The organism is Sphingobium fuliginis, from assembly GCF_015074805.1.
In the GTDB taxonomy this organism is placed as follows: Bacteria; Pseudomonadota; Alphaproteobacteria; order Sphingomonadales; family Sphingomonadaceae; genus Sphingobium; species Sphingobium fuliginis.
This window is the reverse complement of the sequence record NZ_CP060036.1, coordinates 981764-997716: the sequence shown is the minus strand read 5'-3', so window position 1 is coordinate 997716 and position 15953 is coordinate 981764. Positions and strand designations below refer to the sequence as shown.

The following is a 15953-nucleotide window of genomic DNA, read 5'->3' as shown; positions in this document are numbered from 1 at the left end:
GGGCAAGTCTCATTGGTGGCGGTCGCCGGTCGCCGCCAAAATGGGGGAGGTGCACGGCGAAGGAGATCATCATGGCCACGACAGTCAACGAAACGCTCAAGGCTCGCTATGCCGCTTTGCAGGCGGAGCGGGAGAGGAGCTGGCCCCCGGCCCAGCTTGAGGGCAATGCCCGGCAACGCAAGCAGTTGCTGGACCGTTTCGATCCCGCCGCCGTGGCCCAGCCGGGCACCGCGCTGCCGCCTCTGTCCTTCGTGGAGGTGGGGGGCGATACCCTCGGCCTGGACGAACTGACCTCAGGCGGCGCCGCGCTGTTCCTCTTCTTCCGCTATGCCGGTTGTCCGGCCTGCAATATCGCCTTGCCCTATTATGCCGATGCGCTGTTCCCCGGCCTTCGCCAGCGCGGCATTCCGCTCGTGGCGTTGAGCCCGCAACCGCCGTTGCTGCTGCGGGAGGTCAAGACGCGGCACGATCTGCCCTTTCTCGTCGCAACCGACGCGGATAACGCGCTGGCGCGGCTGCTGAACATCAGTTTCCAGCCCGATCACCGTCCCTCGCCGCCGCCGGCCGGCTGGATCGGTGAAGTGACGGGCACGGGCAGTTGGGAACTGCCCCAGCCCGCTTTCCTGCTCGTCGGCGCGGGGCGCGTGCTGCGCTGGTTGCAGGTCAGCCCCGACTGGCTCGACCGCCCCGAAGCGGAAACCGTCCTCCACCATGTGGACCAGCATATCGGCTGACGGAACGCCTCGCCTTTCCCATGGCCAATGCGGGGAAGGCGAGGGGACGGCCCGCCTCCTCAGGCGTCATGGATCGATCGTTTCACAGCGGCAGAACCGGCTCATGCGCCGGCATCGCTCCCCGCCCTGTCCGTCATTCACGCCCTGTCGGACGCATGGCGTTCGGCATAGCGGCGCGCCGCGATCTCGGCGCCTTCGCGCAGCAGCGGGCCCAGCTGCCAGAAGTCATGCAAATGGCCGGTGCTGCCCGGCTCCGGCTCCCGGTCCCAGCCATGGTCGTGGCGCAGCCGCCCCAGATGCCCGGACGCCAGGATCGCCTCTGGCGAGATCGCTTCGGCCTGCCTCTGGTCCGGACCGACATAGATCGCGTCGGCTTCGCAATGAAGCTCGCACAGGAAACAGGTCTGGCATTGGTCCAGCCGCGCGATCCGGGGCGCGCCATCAGGCCCGGCATCCAGCACATGGGTGGGGCAGGCCGAAACGCATGCCTGGCAGGCGGTGCACCGGTCTTCGAAGATATGGGCGATCATGCGGCGGCTTCCTGCAAGGCGGGGGTTTCGAAACGGGTCCAGACCTTGTCGGTGCCGCCGGTCAGCAGGCGGCTGGCAAGCGCGGCGTCCGTCGCGGGGCGGTCCGCACGCATATGCATGCCCCGGCTCTCGTCGCGTCTATGGGCGGCCGCGGTCACCCAGCGCGCAGCGGCGATCATCGCGGCATGTTCGCGCAGCCCGACCCTGTCCAGCCCCACGCCCTGGCCATGATCGGCCAGCAAGCGCCACGCGCCGTCCAGCGCGTCACGCGCCCGCGCCAGCTTGGGCGCGCTGCGCCAAAGGGCGTCGTCATAACCGATGGTGGCATGCTGAACGACCGGCAGGACCGCCTTCAGATCGACCGGGCGCGGGGAAGCGGCCGGGCGCAACCCCGCCTGGCCGACGGCCCGCGCCGCCGCGCCCAGACGCCGCCCGTCGCGCTTCGCCCGTGCCGCCGCGGCCGCACCGGCGATCCGGCCGGAGGTCAGCGCCCAGGCGGCATTTTGCGCGCCGCCGCCGCTCGTCGCCCCGGCGACCAGTTCCCGGGTCGCGCTGTCGCCGGCGGCATAGAGTCCGGACAGGCTCGTCTGGCAATGCGCGTCCACGACCTGCAACCCGCCGGTCCCCCGCACCGTGCCTTCCCCGAACAGCTTGATCTCGAACCGGTCCCGGAAAATATCCAGCCCGCGCCGCTCGAACGGCGTGGGGGAGGCGGGCTGGATGCGCCGCAATATCGGCTTCAACCCGTCCGGCGCATCGCTGAGGTCGGCGATGACCGGCCCGGCCAGCATGGCGCTCGCCAGTGCCCTCAGATGCGCGCCTTCCCCGCCTATGGGCGGCGGAATGTCCAGTTCCCGGCCGTCTTGGTCGAAGAAGCGCGCGGCGAAATAGGGCAGGGTGCGTGTCGAGTTCCACGCGGGGGAGAGGGAATAGGAAACGGAAAATTCCATGCCGGACAGCGCGGCGCCCGCCTCCGCCGCCATCAGCAGCCCGTCGCCGGTATTGCCATGGCTGCCGATCAGCCCGGAACGGAAGGCGCATCCGCCCGTCGCCATGATCACGGCGCCCGCCCGGGCCCGCCATGATTGCCCCGTCAGGCGCCCATGCCCGGCCGCGCCCGCGACCGATCCGTCGTCATGCACCAGCAGTTCCAGCGCCGGATGATGGTCGAGGATACGGACCCCCGCATCGGTCGCGTAGCGCCGCAGGGCGCGCATATATTCCGGGCCGCGCACGCCGGGATAGAAGGTGCCGCCCCTGCCGTCGCCGCCAAAGGGATAATAGCGGGCGAGCGTGGGCAGGGCGATCCAGCTTTCCTCGATGATGCGCGCCATCCAGTGCCGCTCGGCCAGTCCGAAGCTGCGCGCATGGCGTTCCTCGACGGCGGCTTCGCGCTTGCCGGGTTCGGGGGCGACCCACCAGTGATTGGGGCCGCCCGTCGCCGTGACGCCGCTGGTGCCGACGAATCCCTTGTCGACTAGCAGCACGTCGGCGCCCGCCTGCGCCGCGGCGATCGCCGCCCAGCAGGCAGCCATGCCGCCGCCAATGATCAGCACGTCGGCCTGAAGGTCGATCCCTTCCTCCGTCATTCCGCGGCGATCGCGTGCTGTTCCCGCGCATGCCGGTTTTCCGGAACCGGCAGGCCCAGATGTCCGCGCAAGGTGCGGTGCGCATAATCGTCGCGGAACAATCCGCGCGCCTGCAGGATCGGCACGACCCGCTCCCGGAACAGCCTGAAATCCTTGGGCCGCGTCACTCGCAGCAGGAAACCGTCGGCGGCGCGCCCGGTGAACCAGCGCTCGATTTCGTCCGCTATGGTCTCGGGCGATCCCACGAAGTCCGTCCGCCACTGGCCGAAGCGATAGGCCGCCTGGCGCAGCGTCAGCCCTTCCTCCCGCGCCACGCGGATGATCCGTTCGGCATGGCCCTTGTAGCTGTTCAGCGTGACGCCGCTCAGGTCGGGAAAGGGCGCGTCCAGATCGTAGCGGGAAAAGTCGTGATAGTTGAACGCCCGCCCGATCTGCACCAGCAGCTTGCCGACGTCGAGCGCTTCCTGCGCGGCCGCGGCGATGGCCTGCGCCTCTTCGTCGGTCTCTGCGATGATCGGCGCCAGTCCGGGCAGCACCTTGATCAGGTCGGGATTGCGCCCCAGCGCCGCCGCCCGCGCCTTGATGTCCGCATAATAGGCCCGCCCGGTCTCGAAATCCTCCGCGCTGGTGAAGGTGCCCTCGGCAATGGCCGCGCCCAGGTTGCGGCCCTCATTGCTGTCCCCCGCCTGGAAGATCACCGGCTGTCCCTGCGGCGACCGGCTGAGCGCCAGCGGCCCGGCGACCGAAAAATGCGCGCCCTTGTGGTCCAGCCGGTGCTGCTTGGCCTTGTCCAGGAAAATGCCCGCCTCGCGGTCGCGGGGGAAGGCGTCGTCCTCATAACTGTCCCACAGGCCCTGCACCACATCGACGAATTCGCGGGCGCGGGCATAGCGCAGCTTGTGGTCGAAATGCTCCTCCCGCCCATAATTGCGGGCGGCGCCCTCCAGCCCGGTGGTGACGACATTCCATCCGGCCCGGCCCCGGCTGATCTGGTCGAGCGACCCGAATTGCCGCGCGACATTATAGGGCTCCCAGTAAGAGGTGGTGAGCGTGCCCACCAGCCCGATGCGCGACGTCGACGCCGCCACCGCCGACAGCAGGGTCAGCGGCTCCAGCCGGTTCAGGAAATGCGGCGCGGTATCGGGCGTGATGAAGGGCGAATCCACGATGAAGACCAGGTCGAACTTCGCCGCCTCCGCCGCCCGGGCATTGTCGATATACCAGTCGATGTCGATGCTGGCGTCGCCCGGCAGCTCGGGGTCGAGCCAACTGACATGATCCGCCCCGACCCCTTCCAATATCGCGCCAAGATGCAATTGCCGCTGCGCCGTGTCCGCCATGTCCAAATCCTCCGAATATGGGAAAAGTCTAGACCAGGCGGTGGGACAGTGACCAACGAGGCCTTCTCATAGGCTGTTTGAAGCTTCTGAACGGAACCGCTTATTTCGCCTTGACGGCGACCGCCTCGATCTCGACCAGAAAGCCCGGATTGGCGAGAGCGGCGACCTGCACCGTCGACCGGGCGACCTTGTTGGGCTGCGCCGCCGTGCCGAAGAACTGGGCGTAGCCTTCGGAAAATCCCTTGAAATCCTGCTTTCCGCCCAGCTTGGGATCGCCCACCAGAAAGACGGTCAGCTTGACCACGTCCTGCAGGCCATAACCCTGTGCCGCCAGCAGCGCCTCGATCTTGCGGAAGATGCCGACCGTCTGCGTCCGCGTGTCGCCATAGGCGGCGGGTGTCGTGGGGTCGGCCGCCTTGTCGGCCACGGGCGGCACCTGCCCGCTCAGATAGAGCGTCTCCGCCCCGGCGGGCACGGTCACGCCGGTCAATATGGGCGATGGGCCCTCGGCGCCATGCCGGACGACCTCCGACGCGGCGTGGGCGCTGCCGGCGCCGCCGACCAGCAGGCCCAGCGCGGCGAGGGGACGGATGAGGGGATGGGACATGATGGAAACTCCTTCTTTCAGGCGTGACGGGGGGTGACGTTTGCGGGTAACGGTACCAGAGCATCGGCGGCGCGCCGGGCGGAAAGCACCGCGCCTTCCTGCCAATGGCCCGAATATTGGGACAAATGGCTGCCCGCGAACAGGAAAGGGCCATCGGGCTGGTTGAGCAGGCGAAAATCGTCCAGGCTGTTGCCGTCCGCATGCCAGTCCAGCCAGGGCCCCAGATTATGGGGCGTCTTGCGCCAGTTGACGACGACCGGGGATTGCAGGTCCGCGCCATGGCCGGGATGGATGCGATCGACTGCGGCGCGGGCCAGCGCGATCTGCTCCGGGATCGGCCGCGCGGCAAAGCTCTTCGCCGCGTCCAATGCCATATAGGCGGCGAGCAGGACCGCCTGCGGCTGCTGGAAACGGTCGGACGGATACCAGATGACGGAGGTTTCGCCGCCGACGAAGGACAGGCCGCCATAAACCTGCTGCTCTTCCCAGAAGGGACGGCTCTGGAAGGCGACCTTGACCGTATCCTGATAATGAGCGGCGGCTATCGCCCGCTTCACTGGCGCGCTGAAATCGCCCTTGATGCCCGCCAGCACCGGCAGGGGCAGGGTGATGATGGCGCGGTCGGCCCGCACGACCTGCGCGCCGCCCTTCGCATCGCGCCAGACGATGCCGACGCCCGCGCCGGCCCGCCTGACCTCCACTATGTCCGCCCCGGTGACGACGGGCCTGCGCAGCGATGCGGCCAGCGCGCGGGGAATCCGGTCCATGCCGCCGACGGGCGCCAGCATGGTCGCCTGCATGTAGATCTCTTCCTCGAACAGCAGGCCCGCCAGATTGGGATTGGCGAGCAACTGGTCGAGCGTTCGCGGCGCCACCGCCTGCTGCACCTCGTCGAACGCGCCCGGCGGGCGCGCCAGCCCCGACCGCGCGCTGCCGCCATAATGGCCGTCCGCCGCAAGGTCGCCATAGCCGGTGAGGAAGCTTTCCAGCGCCTTGCGCGTCGGCGCATCGATCGTCTGGTCGAACGACCCGGCGCGCAGTCCCTTTTCCAGCAGGGCGGACAGATGCCCGCGCAGGTCGTTCGCCGCCTGCCGCAGCCGCAGCGGCCCGTCCGCATCCGCGATGAAGGCGCTGCGGCTGCTGTTCACCAGCACCTCCAGCGGCACATGCAGGTCCCTGCAGAGGCCCAGAACGCCGTCATGATGGCTGGGAATCCGCGCCGCGCCCGCATTCAGGTACAGCCCGTCGCCAAAGCCGACCCGCTGCGTCGTCCCGTCTGTGTCGGTAAAGCTGTCGCCGCCGCGCAGCGTCCACACCCGCCCGCCGACGCGCTCGCGCGCCTCCAGCACGGTGACGTCGACGCCGCGTTGCTCCAGTTCCCTTGCGGCGACCAGCCCGGCGATGCCCGCGCCCAGGATAACGACGCTCCCCACCCCGTCCGTCCGGGTCGCACCAACGACCGGAGCGGGAAGCGCCGCCGCGAGCGTGGCGCCGCCCAGCGACCGGAGCAGGGCGCGCCGGTCGAGCGACGCCACGCCCTTAAAGCTCCGCCGAGACACGGAGATACCAGAAGCCGCCCAGCACGCCGAGCGGCGAGGCGTCGGGATAGACGAACCCGCTCGCCGGAGCGCCGGTGGAAGGATAGAGCAGCCGGGTCTCGCGGTCGGGATAATTGTCGAAGATATTCTCCCCGCCCACGGCGATCCGGAACTTGTCCGCGACTTTCACGCCGACCTCCAGATCGAAGGAGACTTCCGCGCCGAAAGTCTTGTTCCCGCCATTGGAGGCAAGCTGGTTATTGGTGAACTTGCCGAAATAATTGGCGCGGGCGACGACATCGACCGGTCCTGCCTCCGCCGTCTGGGTGAACACGCCGCGCCAGCGGGGCAGCAGCGTCTCGATGTCGCGCTTGCGCTCGTCGTCGATCAGTTGCAGGGACCGTCCGCCCGGCAAGGTGATGGTCCGGCGATAGCTGAGCTTCGTACGGTTGTAATTGACCGCCAGCGACGATCCCAACTTGCCCCAGCCCGTATTCGCCCGATAATTCGCTACAAAGTCCACGCCCTGGGTCCGGGTGCCGAAACCATTGGTGAAATATTGGACCGCGCCCAGCGAATTGGGATCGACCACGCCCAGCGCGGCCAGTTGCACCCGATCCGCATCCGTCACCGAAACCCGACTGGTCAGTCCGATGCGGTTCGTCACCTTGATATTATAATAGTCCGCCGTGATGGTGAAGGACGGTGTGGGCGTCAGGACAAGACCGCCGCTGAAATTGACCGACTCCTCGGGCTTCAATGCGGTCGCGCCATAATATCTGGCGGCGGCGTCTTCGGGCGACAATGTGGCGATCTGCACCGGCACCGGATTGGTACCGATGAAGGAGGTCTGAAGGTTGCGCAGGTAAAGCTGCCCCGGCGTGGGCGCGCGGAAGCCGGTGCTGGCCGCCCCGCGCAACGCGATGGCGTCGCTGAACGCATAACGCGCCGTCGCCTTCACATTGGTGGTGCCGCCAAAGTCGTCATAATGTTCGTAACGCACCGCCCCGCCCAGGGTGAAGCGCGGCGTCACGTCCACCTCCAGGTCCAGATAGGCCGCCTGGCTGGCGCGCGACCGGTCGACGATCGATGTCGGGCCATAGCCGGGAAAGCCGTTGGAGCCGACCGGATGCGTGACGAGGAAGGTCGAACCGTCGGCGCGCCGCACCGTCTGGGACGCATAGATGCCCTGCGTATAGGACGCCGCGTCGCCCGCGCCGATCAGGAAGCTCTCGCGCCGATATTCGAAGCCGCCCGCAATGTTGAGTGGGCTGGCAAGGCCGATCTCCAGCGGATAGCTAAGGTCCAGATTGGCGTTCAGCTCGCGCTGCTCCAGCGACCCGTCATAGAAGTCGGTCGGTGAATCCGGCCCCAGCGACGGGTTGAACGTGTCGCTGATATAATATTTGATCCGGTTCTGGCCGTAACCGATGCTGGCGTCATAATGCAGTCCGCCGATTTCGCCCTTATAGCCGCCGACAGCGGAAATGTCCGTATTGGTGCTGCGGAACCGCGGCGTGAAGCCATTGGGAAAGATATTGGCGTCATTCCAGGTCCGCCCATCGGCATTCCATGTCCCATCCGCATTGCGGTCGAGATAATAGAGCGAAATCGACTTGCCGAAGGTGAAGGGGCTGCCGGCCGGCCCTGTCGTCGTCACGGCGATCGGACGCCGATAGTTGAAGTCGATGACCTGATCCGAATAGCCGTAATTGCCGAAGAAATAGAGCGCGTCGTCGCCCAGCGGCAGTTCTGCGTTGACGAAGAAGCGATAGGCTTCGGTGTCGGGACTGCCGAACCTCGTCACCGGCTGCTTGACGTCATAGCCCAGCGTTTCCAGAACCACCGCGTCCGGACGCTGTACGGCGCGATTGGTGTCATGGGCGTTGATATATTCGCCGGTCAGGTTGATGAAGCCGCCTTCATTGCCCAGCTTCAATCCCCAATTGCCCGACAACTGGATGTCGCGCCCGTCGCCCTCATAATATTCGCCATAGCGTGCGTTGAGGCTCAGCCCTTCCGCATTGCTCTTGAGCGCGAAGTTGATGACGCCGGCAATCGCGTCCGATCCATATTGGGCGGCGGCGCCGTCGCGCAACACCTCGACCCTCTGGACCGCCGCGCCGGGAATCTGCGACAGGTCGGCGCTCTGCGACCCGGCGGCGAGCGACCCGCCGCTCACCTGCACCAGCGCGGAACGGTGGACGCGCTTGCCGTTGATCAGCACCAGCGTCTCGTCCGGCGGCAGGCCGCGCAACGTCGGCGGCCGGACGAAGGCCGATCCGTCGAACAGCGCATTGCGCTGAAGGTTGAAGGAGGGAACCAGATTCTTGATCGCGGCCTTGATGTCGCTGGTCGCCTGCGATGCCAGGTCGCCGGCGCTGAAGACGTCCACCGGCACGGCGGATTCGCTGACCGTGCGATCCGTCCGGCGCGTACCCGTGACGATGATCGCGTCGCGTTCACTCGCGGCCGCCGCCGCCGCATTGTCGGCGGGCTGCGCCTGCGCGCCTTGGGCAAGCGCCACCGCCGCCAGGGCCACGCCGGCCCCGGCCCAGATTTTCACCGAATGCATGAAGTCCCCCTGCTTATGATTTGTCGCATGATCCGCGCGGGCGGGACATGGCTTCGGCCCCGTCCCTGCGCTGAATTATCTACTATATCGGTAGATTATTGAGGCAATCGAGTTTTCGTCATAGATGGAACGGTGCGGAATATAGGGCGATTTCCGGACGATCGATCCCGTTCCGGTTCGCGATCCGACCGGCGGCAAGGGGGAGCGACCTTGCCGCTCCCCTCCGTCAAAGCCCGGCCTGCGGTCGGCCCGCGGGCGATCAGGCGGCGCTCTTTTCGGCCGCTTTGCTGCTGTAGCGATTGTCCGGCTGGGCAAGGCCCAGATGTTCGCGGAAGGTGGTGCCTTCATATTCGGTGCGGAACAGCCCGCGCGCCTGCAGGATCGGGATCACCCTGTCGACGAACAGGTCGAGCTGTCCGGGCAGCGGCTCGAACACGACGAAGCCGTCGGCGGCGCCGCTTTCGAACCATTGCTGCAACCGGTCGGCAACGGTCTCGGGCGACCCGACGAAGGCGCCGCGCGGCGTCGCCAGCCTTTCGGCCACTTGCCGCAGGGTCAGCTTTTCGGCGCGCACCAATGCCAATATCCGCAACGTCGCGCTCTGCTGGCTATTGATGCCGATATGCTCGACGTCCGGGAAGGGCGCGTCCAGATCATATTGGCGGAAATCATGGTCGTTGAAGGTCCGCGACAGGAAGCCAAGGCCGGTATCGATCGATTCCAGCGACGCCAGTTCGCGATAACGCGCCTCCGCATCCTCGTCCGTCTCTCCGACGATCGGGGCGATTCCCGGCAGGATGAACAGTTGGTGCGGATCGCGGCCGAAACCCTTGGCCCGCGCCTTCACATCGGCATAATAGGCCCGGCCCGCCTCCTCGTCCTCGGCATGGGTGAAGATGACCTCCGCCCGCTTCGCCGCGAAATTGCGCCCGTCGTCCGAAGCGCCCGCCTGGAAGATGACCGGCTGGCCCTGCGGCGTCCGCTTGATGTTGAGCGGCCCGCGCACCTGGAAGAACTCGCCCTTGTGGTCCAGCCGGTGGAGCCGCTCCGGATCGACGAACTGGCCGCTTTCCTTGTCCGCGACATGGGCGTCCTCCTCCCAGCTGTCCCACAGGCCCTGGACCACGTCCAGATATTCCCCGGCGATGCGGTAGCGCACGGCATGGGGCGGATGCTCGGTCTTGCTGAAATTGGCGGCGGTATCGCCCAGCCAGGACGTCACGATGTTCCATCCCGCCCGGCCGCCGCTCAGATGGTCGAGCGAGGCGAACTGGCGCGCGACGTTGAACGGCTCGGAATAGCTGACCGTCAGCGTCCCCACCAGCCCGATGCGGGATGTGGTCGCCGCCAGCGCGGACAGGATGGTGATCGGCTCGAAGCGGTTGAGATAATGCGGACTGGACTTCTCCGTGATCGACAGGCTGTCCGCGACGAAGAGGAAATCGAACTTGCCGCGTTCGGCGGTGGCCGCCTGCTTCTGGTAAAAGGCCAGGCTGGTGCTGGCATTGACGTCGCGGCCCGGGTGCCGCCAGTCGTTCCAGGTGCGGCCGACGCCGTGCAGGATGAAGCCGAGCTTGATATGACGGTGCTGGGACATGATCGGTTCTCGCTCAATGATTGGCGCGGACCGGTCTATTATTCCGCCCATCGGCCGACCAACGCATAATGGTCGCCCATTTATCGATTCTGCAAAACCATTGAGCGCGGCTCGTAATTGGGCAGCGACGGCAAATATGCCGGATGCGGCAACTCCCCGGCGCGCGGTTCCAGCTTCGCCAACACTGTCCACAGCCACAGCGCATCGTTCGCCGCGCGATGGCGGGCCGGGCAAAGCCGGTCCGCATGCCGCTGCGCCGCGAATATGTCCTCGCTCGTCACCGCCAGCGCGTCGAGCACGGCGGAGACATGCTCGATCGGACGGGCGCTTTCCCGGCCGGCGGCCTTCGCCAGCATATCCCACCAATAGGCGTCGATGCCGCTGTCCGCGACAAGGCGCCGTCCGCCGACCGCCCGGTCGAGTTCGGCGAAGACCCGATCGGCCGGCATGCCCTCCTGCTCCAGCTGCTCCGGGCTTATGCCGTGCAGGTCCAGCGCTTCCCGCGTCCAGTCCCATGCGCGCCAGTCGGTCAGGGGACGGATCAGCCAGGACCGGGCGCCTTTCGCATCGGCTATTCCGACCTCGATGGGAAAGGACCGGCCATGACGGGGAAGGCAGCTCGCTTCGAAATCGATCGTCACATAATCCATCGGCGCGATCTCCGTTATTCCGGCAATTGCCACGATCCCGACCGGATGTGGCGACGCTCCTTCCGTTCCGATCTACAGGCTTCGGACGGCGAACAGTTATTTTCTCTGCCCGAAGAACCATGAATGATTGGAATAGGAGGGCCGATGAATTGTTGCGCCAAGGCAATGATATTGAAGGACCCGTATTTCCACATGGATGAGTATTGCCAATAATATTCGGATATTCAAAGCATGCCGACCAATCATCATAACCCGATGGCGCATCCATCCCTTAGCAATGGTCCTGCACGGAAATCGTCCGGCGACCTTGAAAGGTGATGATATGTCCTCCGCAGCAGCAGATATTCTGGACCGCGCCGATGGGATCATCGGCATCCGCCCCCTGCAACCGACCATCGGCGCCGAAATCGACGGCGTCGATCTCAGCAGGCCGCTTTCCCCCGGACAGCGCGACGCGATCCGCGCCGCCCTGTTGCGCTACAAGGTCGTGTTCTTCCGCGACCAGCCGCTGACCAATGAACAGCATGCCGCCTTCGCCGCGGCCTTCGGCCCGCTCTACACCCATCCCAGCACCACCGCCGATTCCAGGATCGCGCCCATCCACAAGATCGCGGCGGCCGACGCGGCCCGATATGAAAAGCGCATCCATCGGGACGTAAGGCCGGGCGACGCCTATCACAGCGACACGAGCTGGCGGCTGGTGCCGACCTGGGGCGCCGTGCTGCGCGCCGTCACCCTCCCCGATGTCGGCGGGACACCATCTGGGTCGACGCGCATCTCGCCTATGAAGGGCTGTCGGACGACGTCAAGGCGCGGCTGGAGGGGCTGCACGTCACCCATGACTTCCGGGAAGCTCTGGTCGGCGCCGGGCACGACTATCCCATCGTCGCGCATCCCGTCGTGCGCACCCATCGCGAAACCGGGCAGAAGATCCTCTGGGTCAACTATACCCAGCGGCCGCAGATATTGGGCGTGGAACTGGCGGAGAGCCGCGAATTGCTGGAGGAGATCGTCCGGCAATATAAGCGGCCCGAATATCAGGTCCGCTTTTCCTGGCGTCCCAACTCGGTCGCCTTCTGGGACAATCGGGCGGCGGTTCACTATGCCGTGCGCAACTATGGCGATTTCCCGCGCGTGCTGGAACGCATCCTGATCGCGGACGAACCGCTCTACGCGAACCTCTGATCCTTGGCGGGCCGGTTGCGGCTGCCGCCGCCGCCGGTCCCGGAGACGCCATGACGCGCACCATCCTCTCCCGGCGCAGGGTTCTTCTTCCCTGGATCGTCCTCTTCGCCCTGATCGCGCTCGCCGCCATCGGCTTCGCCTCGCTCCGCCCGCATGGCGGGGGCGATCCGGGCCGCCCCGTCCTGAAGATCGGGGATCAGCGCGGCGGCGCGCAGGCGTTGATGCGCGCCGCCGGCGAACTGGACGATCTGCCCTACCGGATCGAATGGGCGCAGTTTCCGGCAGCCTCTCCCTTGCTGGAGGCGCTGGCGGCGGGCGCGATCGATGTGGGGGGCGTCGGCGCTCCGCCCTTCGCCTTCGCCTATGCCGGCGGCGCGAAGATCAAGGCGGTCTTCGCCTATCGTCCGCAGGGCCCCGGCGTTGGCCGCGCCTCCGCCATCGTCGTGCCGAAGGACTCGCCGGTCCGGTCCGTGGCGCAGCTCAAGGGGCGCAAGCTTGCCACCGTGCGCGGTTCGGCCGGGCAGGATCTGGCGCTCCGCCTGATCGAACAAGCGGGCCTTGCGTCGTCCGATGTCCGCTGGACCTATCTCGACAACGGCGCGGCCAAAGCGGCGCTGGAAAGCGGCGCGATCGACGCCTGGTCGACCTGGGGCAGCTATGTCGGCATCGCGGTCATGGAAAATGGCGACCGGGTGCTGGCCGATGCCAGCGGCTTTCCCGCCCAGACGGGTTTCTTTGCGGCATCGGAGTCCGCGATCCACGGCAAGCGGCCGATACTGGCCGATTTCCTGGCGCGGCTGAGCCGGGCGCGGCGCTGGGCGGCGGCGCATCCCGACGCCTTCGCCCGGACGCTGGCGCAGGAGACCGGCCTGCCCTTCAAGGTCGCCCGCTTCTCCATCACCGCCTATATCGGCACGGCGGAACCGATAAACGATGCTCTGGTTCGCGAACAGGCCGAAATCTTTGCCCGTTACCGCCGCGCCGGCATCATCCCCGCGCTGCCCGACATTCGCGGCGCCTATGACCCGTCCTTCAACGCCACGACCCTGGCCCGGCGGGACTGACGCCCTCTTTTTTCATTTCGAAGGATCTCCGATGAAAAGCCTGCTTCTCGCCGGCGCCGCACTTTCCGGCGCCGTCCTTCCATCCTTCGCCGCCGCGCAGGAGCTTGCCGCCGCCGACGATGCGGAAGCCGCCGGATCGGCCATCGTCGTCACCGGCACGCGCCGGGGCGGGGGACGGACGGTGGCGGACAGCCCCGTGCCCATCGATGTCATCAGTCCCCAGGAATTGCAGGCCACCGGCCGCACGGGCCTCAAGGAAGTGCTGGGCAACATCATCCCCTCCCTCACCATGCCGGCGCTGGGCGGCGGCGGCACCTCGGCCAGCGTGCGCCCCATCTCCATCCGGGGCCTATCGGGCGATTATCTGCTGGTGCTGGTCAATGGAAAGCGGCGGCACACGACCGCGCTCATCAATAACCTTTCGCGCATATCGGGCGGTTCCACCCCGGTCGACATCGACCTCATCCCCACCAACGCCGTGGGCCGGATCGAGGTGCTGCGCGACGGCGCCGCCGCCCAATATGGGTCGGACGCGATTTCCGGCGTCATCAACATCCTGCTGGACGACGCGCCGGAGGGCGGCTCCTTCTCAGCCACCGCCGGGCAGCTTTACGAAAAGGGCGGCGCACTGGTGCAGCAGGGGCTAAGCTACGGCACCCGCATCAGCGGCGACGGCTTCGTCCGCATCGCCGTGGAGGGGAAGTATCACGACCGCGCCGACAGCTCCGCCGAACCCGTGCCCTATGTCTATCCTTTCGTGAACGGCGCCCCGGACCCGCGCGAAACCCATGCCGATCATCTGATCGCGGGCGGCTATGGCCGGTCCAACCGGGACAAGATCGTCAACGGATCGGTCAATGCCGAACTGCCCCTCGGCGCGCTGACCGCCTACAGCTTTTCCACCCTCAGCTATCGCGACATCGATGACAAGCGCGGCGCGATCTTCCCGGCGACCACCGGCTATGGCGGGCAGGCGAATGTGCAGGGCCAGACATCCCTTCCCGGCCTCTATCCCTCCGGCTTCCAGGCGCGCCGGCGCATCAAGGAATGGGACTGGCAATCCGCCATCGGCCTGCGCGGCGATCTGACGGCAGGCTGGTCGTTCGACCTCTCCACCAGCTATGGGCGCGACCATGTGAAGCTGGGCGCCGAAGGCACCCTCAACCCTTCGCTCGGCCCGTCCAGCCCGACAAGCTTCTTCATGGGCAAGCAGATACAGGACCTCTGGGTCAACAATCTGGAATTCACCCGCGGCTACGACATCGGCACGGCCCGTCCGCTCGACGTGGCCATCGGGTTCGAGCATCGCTGGGAGAAGTTCCGCAACCGCGCGGGGGAGCCGGACAGCTATCGCGACGGCGGCTATGTGATCCCCGCCGACGGAACGCCCTTCGGCAACGCCTATGGCGGGCGGTCGCCATCGCCGGGACTGGTTTCCTTCACCGGAACCTCTCCGGCGGACGAGGCGACGCTCAGCCGCAACAACATCGCCGCCTATGTCGACCTGTCGACCGACCTGACGCCCGGCTGGTTCGTCGGCGTCGCCGGGCGCTTCGAACATTATGACGACAGCGCGGGCGACACGGTGTCGGGCAAATTCTCGACCCGTTACGAATTCGCGCCCGGCCTTGCCGTCCGTGGCGGCGTCAACACCGGCTTCCGCGCTCCCTCGCTGGCGCAGGGCGGCTTTTCGACCACGCAGAACACGGCGACGATCATCGGCAATAACCGGGTCAGCACCACATCGAAATTCCTGCCGGTCGGCAGCATCGCCGCGCAGGCGCTGGGCGCCACCCCGCTCAAGCCGGAAAAGTCGCTCAACTATACGGCCGGCCTGTCCTTTGAGCGCGGCCCGTTCCGCCTCACCGTCGACGCCTATCAGATCGCGGTGGACGACCGCATCGTCAAGACCGAATTCCTCGGCACGGCGGCCAATGGAGGGGCGGCCATCCGCGCCATCCTGGTCGCCAACGGCATCGACGATGTCGACAGCGCCCAATTCTTCGCCAACGCCATCGACACCCGCACGCGCGGCATCGACGTCGTGACGGAATATACGCTGCGCACCGGCGCGCTCGGCAGTTTCCGCCTGAACGCGGCCTATAGCTATAACCGCACGAAAATCACCCATGTCGTCGACACGCCGCCGGAACTCGCCTCGCTCAACGTCACCCTGTTCGGGCGCCAGGCGCAGCGCGACCTCGTCGCCGCGACCCCGCGCACGAAGCTGGTGCTGACGAACGACTGGTCGCTGGGCCGCCTGCATGCGCTGGCGCGGCTGACCCGCTTCGGCCGCTATGTGGAATCGAGCAATGTCGCGACCGGCGACCGGCGCTTCGGCGCGAAATGGATCGCGGACCTCGATGTCGGCTATGACATCAGCGATCGGCTGACGCTGTCGGTCGGCGCGAACAATCTGTTCGACGTCTATCCCGACCGCCATGGCGTGATCGCCTATGACGGATCGGGCGCCTACGGCAATTTCGCGCCGTTCGGGCTGAGCGGCGGCTTTTATTATGGGCGCGTTTCGGCGCGCTTCTGACC

The 15953-nt window shown here is 66.8% G+C and carries 11 protein-coding genes and 1 pseudogene; 4 read left to right on the top strand and 8 right to left on the bottom strand.

Going from position 1 to position 15953, the window contains the following annotated elements; genetic code table 11:
• Positions 1-71 precede the first annotated feature (71 nt).
• Positions 72-734, top strand: coding sequence for a peroxiredoxin-like family protein (locus H5V43_RS20525; protein WP_025548003.1), 663 nt, complete (start codon positions 72-74; stop codon positions 732-734).
• 137 nt (positions 735-871) lie between these two features.
• Here H5V43_RS20525 and H5V43_RS20520 read toward each other — a convergent pair whose 3' ends face one another.
• The 8 genes from H5V43_RS20520 to H5V43_RS20485 form a co-directional block, all read right to left on the bottom strand.
• Positions 872-1264 (bottom strand): 4Fe-4S dicluster domain-containing protein, encoded by a 393-nt coding sequence (locus H5V43_RS20520; protein WP_044661080.1) that lies wholly within the window; start codon positions 1262-1264, stop codon positions 872-874.
• A complete protein-coding gene (locus H5V43_RS20515; RefSeq protein ID WP_025548001.1) occupies positions 1261-2853 on the bottom strand; it encodes an FAD-dependent oxidoreductase in 1593 nt (530 codons plus the stop codon). The genes H5V43_RS20520 and H5V43_RS20515 overlap by 4 nt, the downstream gene beginning before the upstream one ends.
• Positions 2850-4193 (bottom strand): LLM class flavin-dependent oxidoreductase, encoded by a 1344-nt coding sequence (locus H5V43_RS20510; RefSeq protein ID WP_025548000.1) that lies wholly within the window; start codon positions 4191-4193, stop codon positions 2850-2852. Before H5V43_RS20510 ends, H5V43_RS20515 begins: the two co-directional genes overlap by 4 nt.
• A 100-nt stretch (positions 4194-4293) precedes the next feature.
• Entirely contained in the window at positions 4294-4800 is a 507-nt protein-coding gene (locus H5V43_RS20505; RefSeq protein ID WP_025547998.1) for a RidA family protein, read from the bottom strand.
• Between the two features lie 17 nt (positions 4801-4817).
• Positions 4818-6335 carry a flavin monoamine oxidase family protein gene (locus H5V43_RS20500; protein ID WP_025547996.1) on the bottom strand — a complete coding sequence of 506 codons (1518 nt, stop codon included), beginning with the start codon at positions 6333-6335 and terminating at the stop codon, positions 4818-4820.
• A 4-nt stretch (positions 6336-6339) separates the two neighbouring features.
• The gene (locus H5V43_RS20495) at positions 6340-8913 is read right to left on the bottom strand and encodes a TonB-dependent receptor plug domain-containing protein (RefSeq protein ID WP_025547994.1); all 2574 of its coding nucleotides are present in this window, start codon (positions 8911-8913) and stop codon (positions 6340-6342) included.
• 259 nt (positions 8914-9172) lie between these two features.
• Positions 9173-10510, bottom strand: coding sequence for an LLM class flavin-dependent oxidoreductase (locus H5V43_RS20490; protein ID WP_048576877.1), 1338 nt, complete (start codon positions 10508-10510; stop codon positions 9173-9175).
• 80 nt (positions 10511-10590) lie between these two features.
• Positions 10591-11160 (bottom strand): 3'-5' exonuclease, encoded by a 570-nt coding sequence (locus tag H5V43_RS20485; RefSeq protein WP_025547992.1) that lies wholly within the window; start codon positions 11158-11160, stop codon positions 10591-10593.
• Positions 11161-11356: 196 nt separating this feature from the next.
• Here H5V43_RS20485 and H5V43_RS23870 point away from each other — a divergent pair.
• The 3 genes and pseudogenes from H5V43_RS23870 (at position 11357) to H5V43_RS20470 (ending at position 15951) form a co-directional block, all read left to right on the top strand.
• Positions 11357-12345: pseudogene (locus tag H5V43_RS23870) on the top strand (TauD/TfdA dioxygenase family protein).
• A gap of 50 nt (positions 12346-12395) precedes the next feature.
• Positions 12396-13409 carry an ABC transporter substrate-binding protein gene (locus H5V43_RS20475; protein ID WP_044661084.1) on the top strand — a complete coding sequence of 338 codons (1014 nt, stop codon included), beginning with the start codon at positions 12396-12398 and terminating at the stop codon, positions 13407-13409.
• Positions 13410-13440: 31 nt separating this feature from the next.
• A complete protein-coding gene (locus H5V43_RS20470) occupies positions 13441-15951 on the top strand; it encodes a TonB-dependent receptor plug domain-containing protein (protein ID WP_025547984.1) in 2511 nt (836 codons plus the stop codon).
• Positions 15952-15953: the final 2 nt, after the last annotated feature.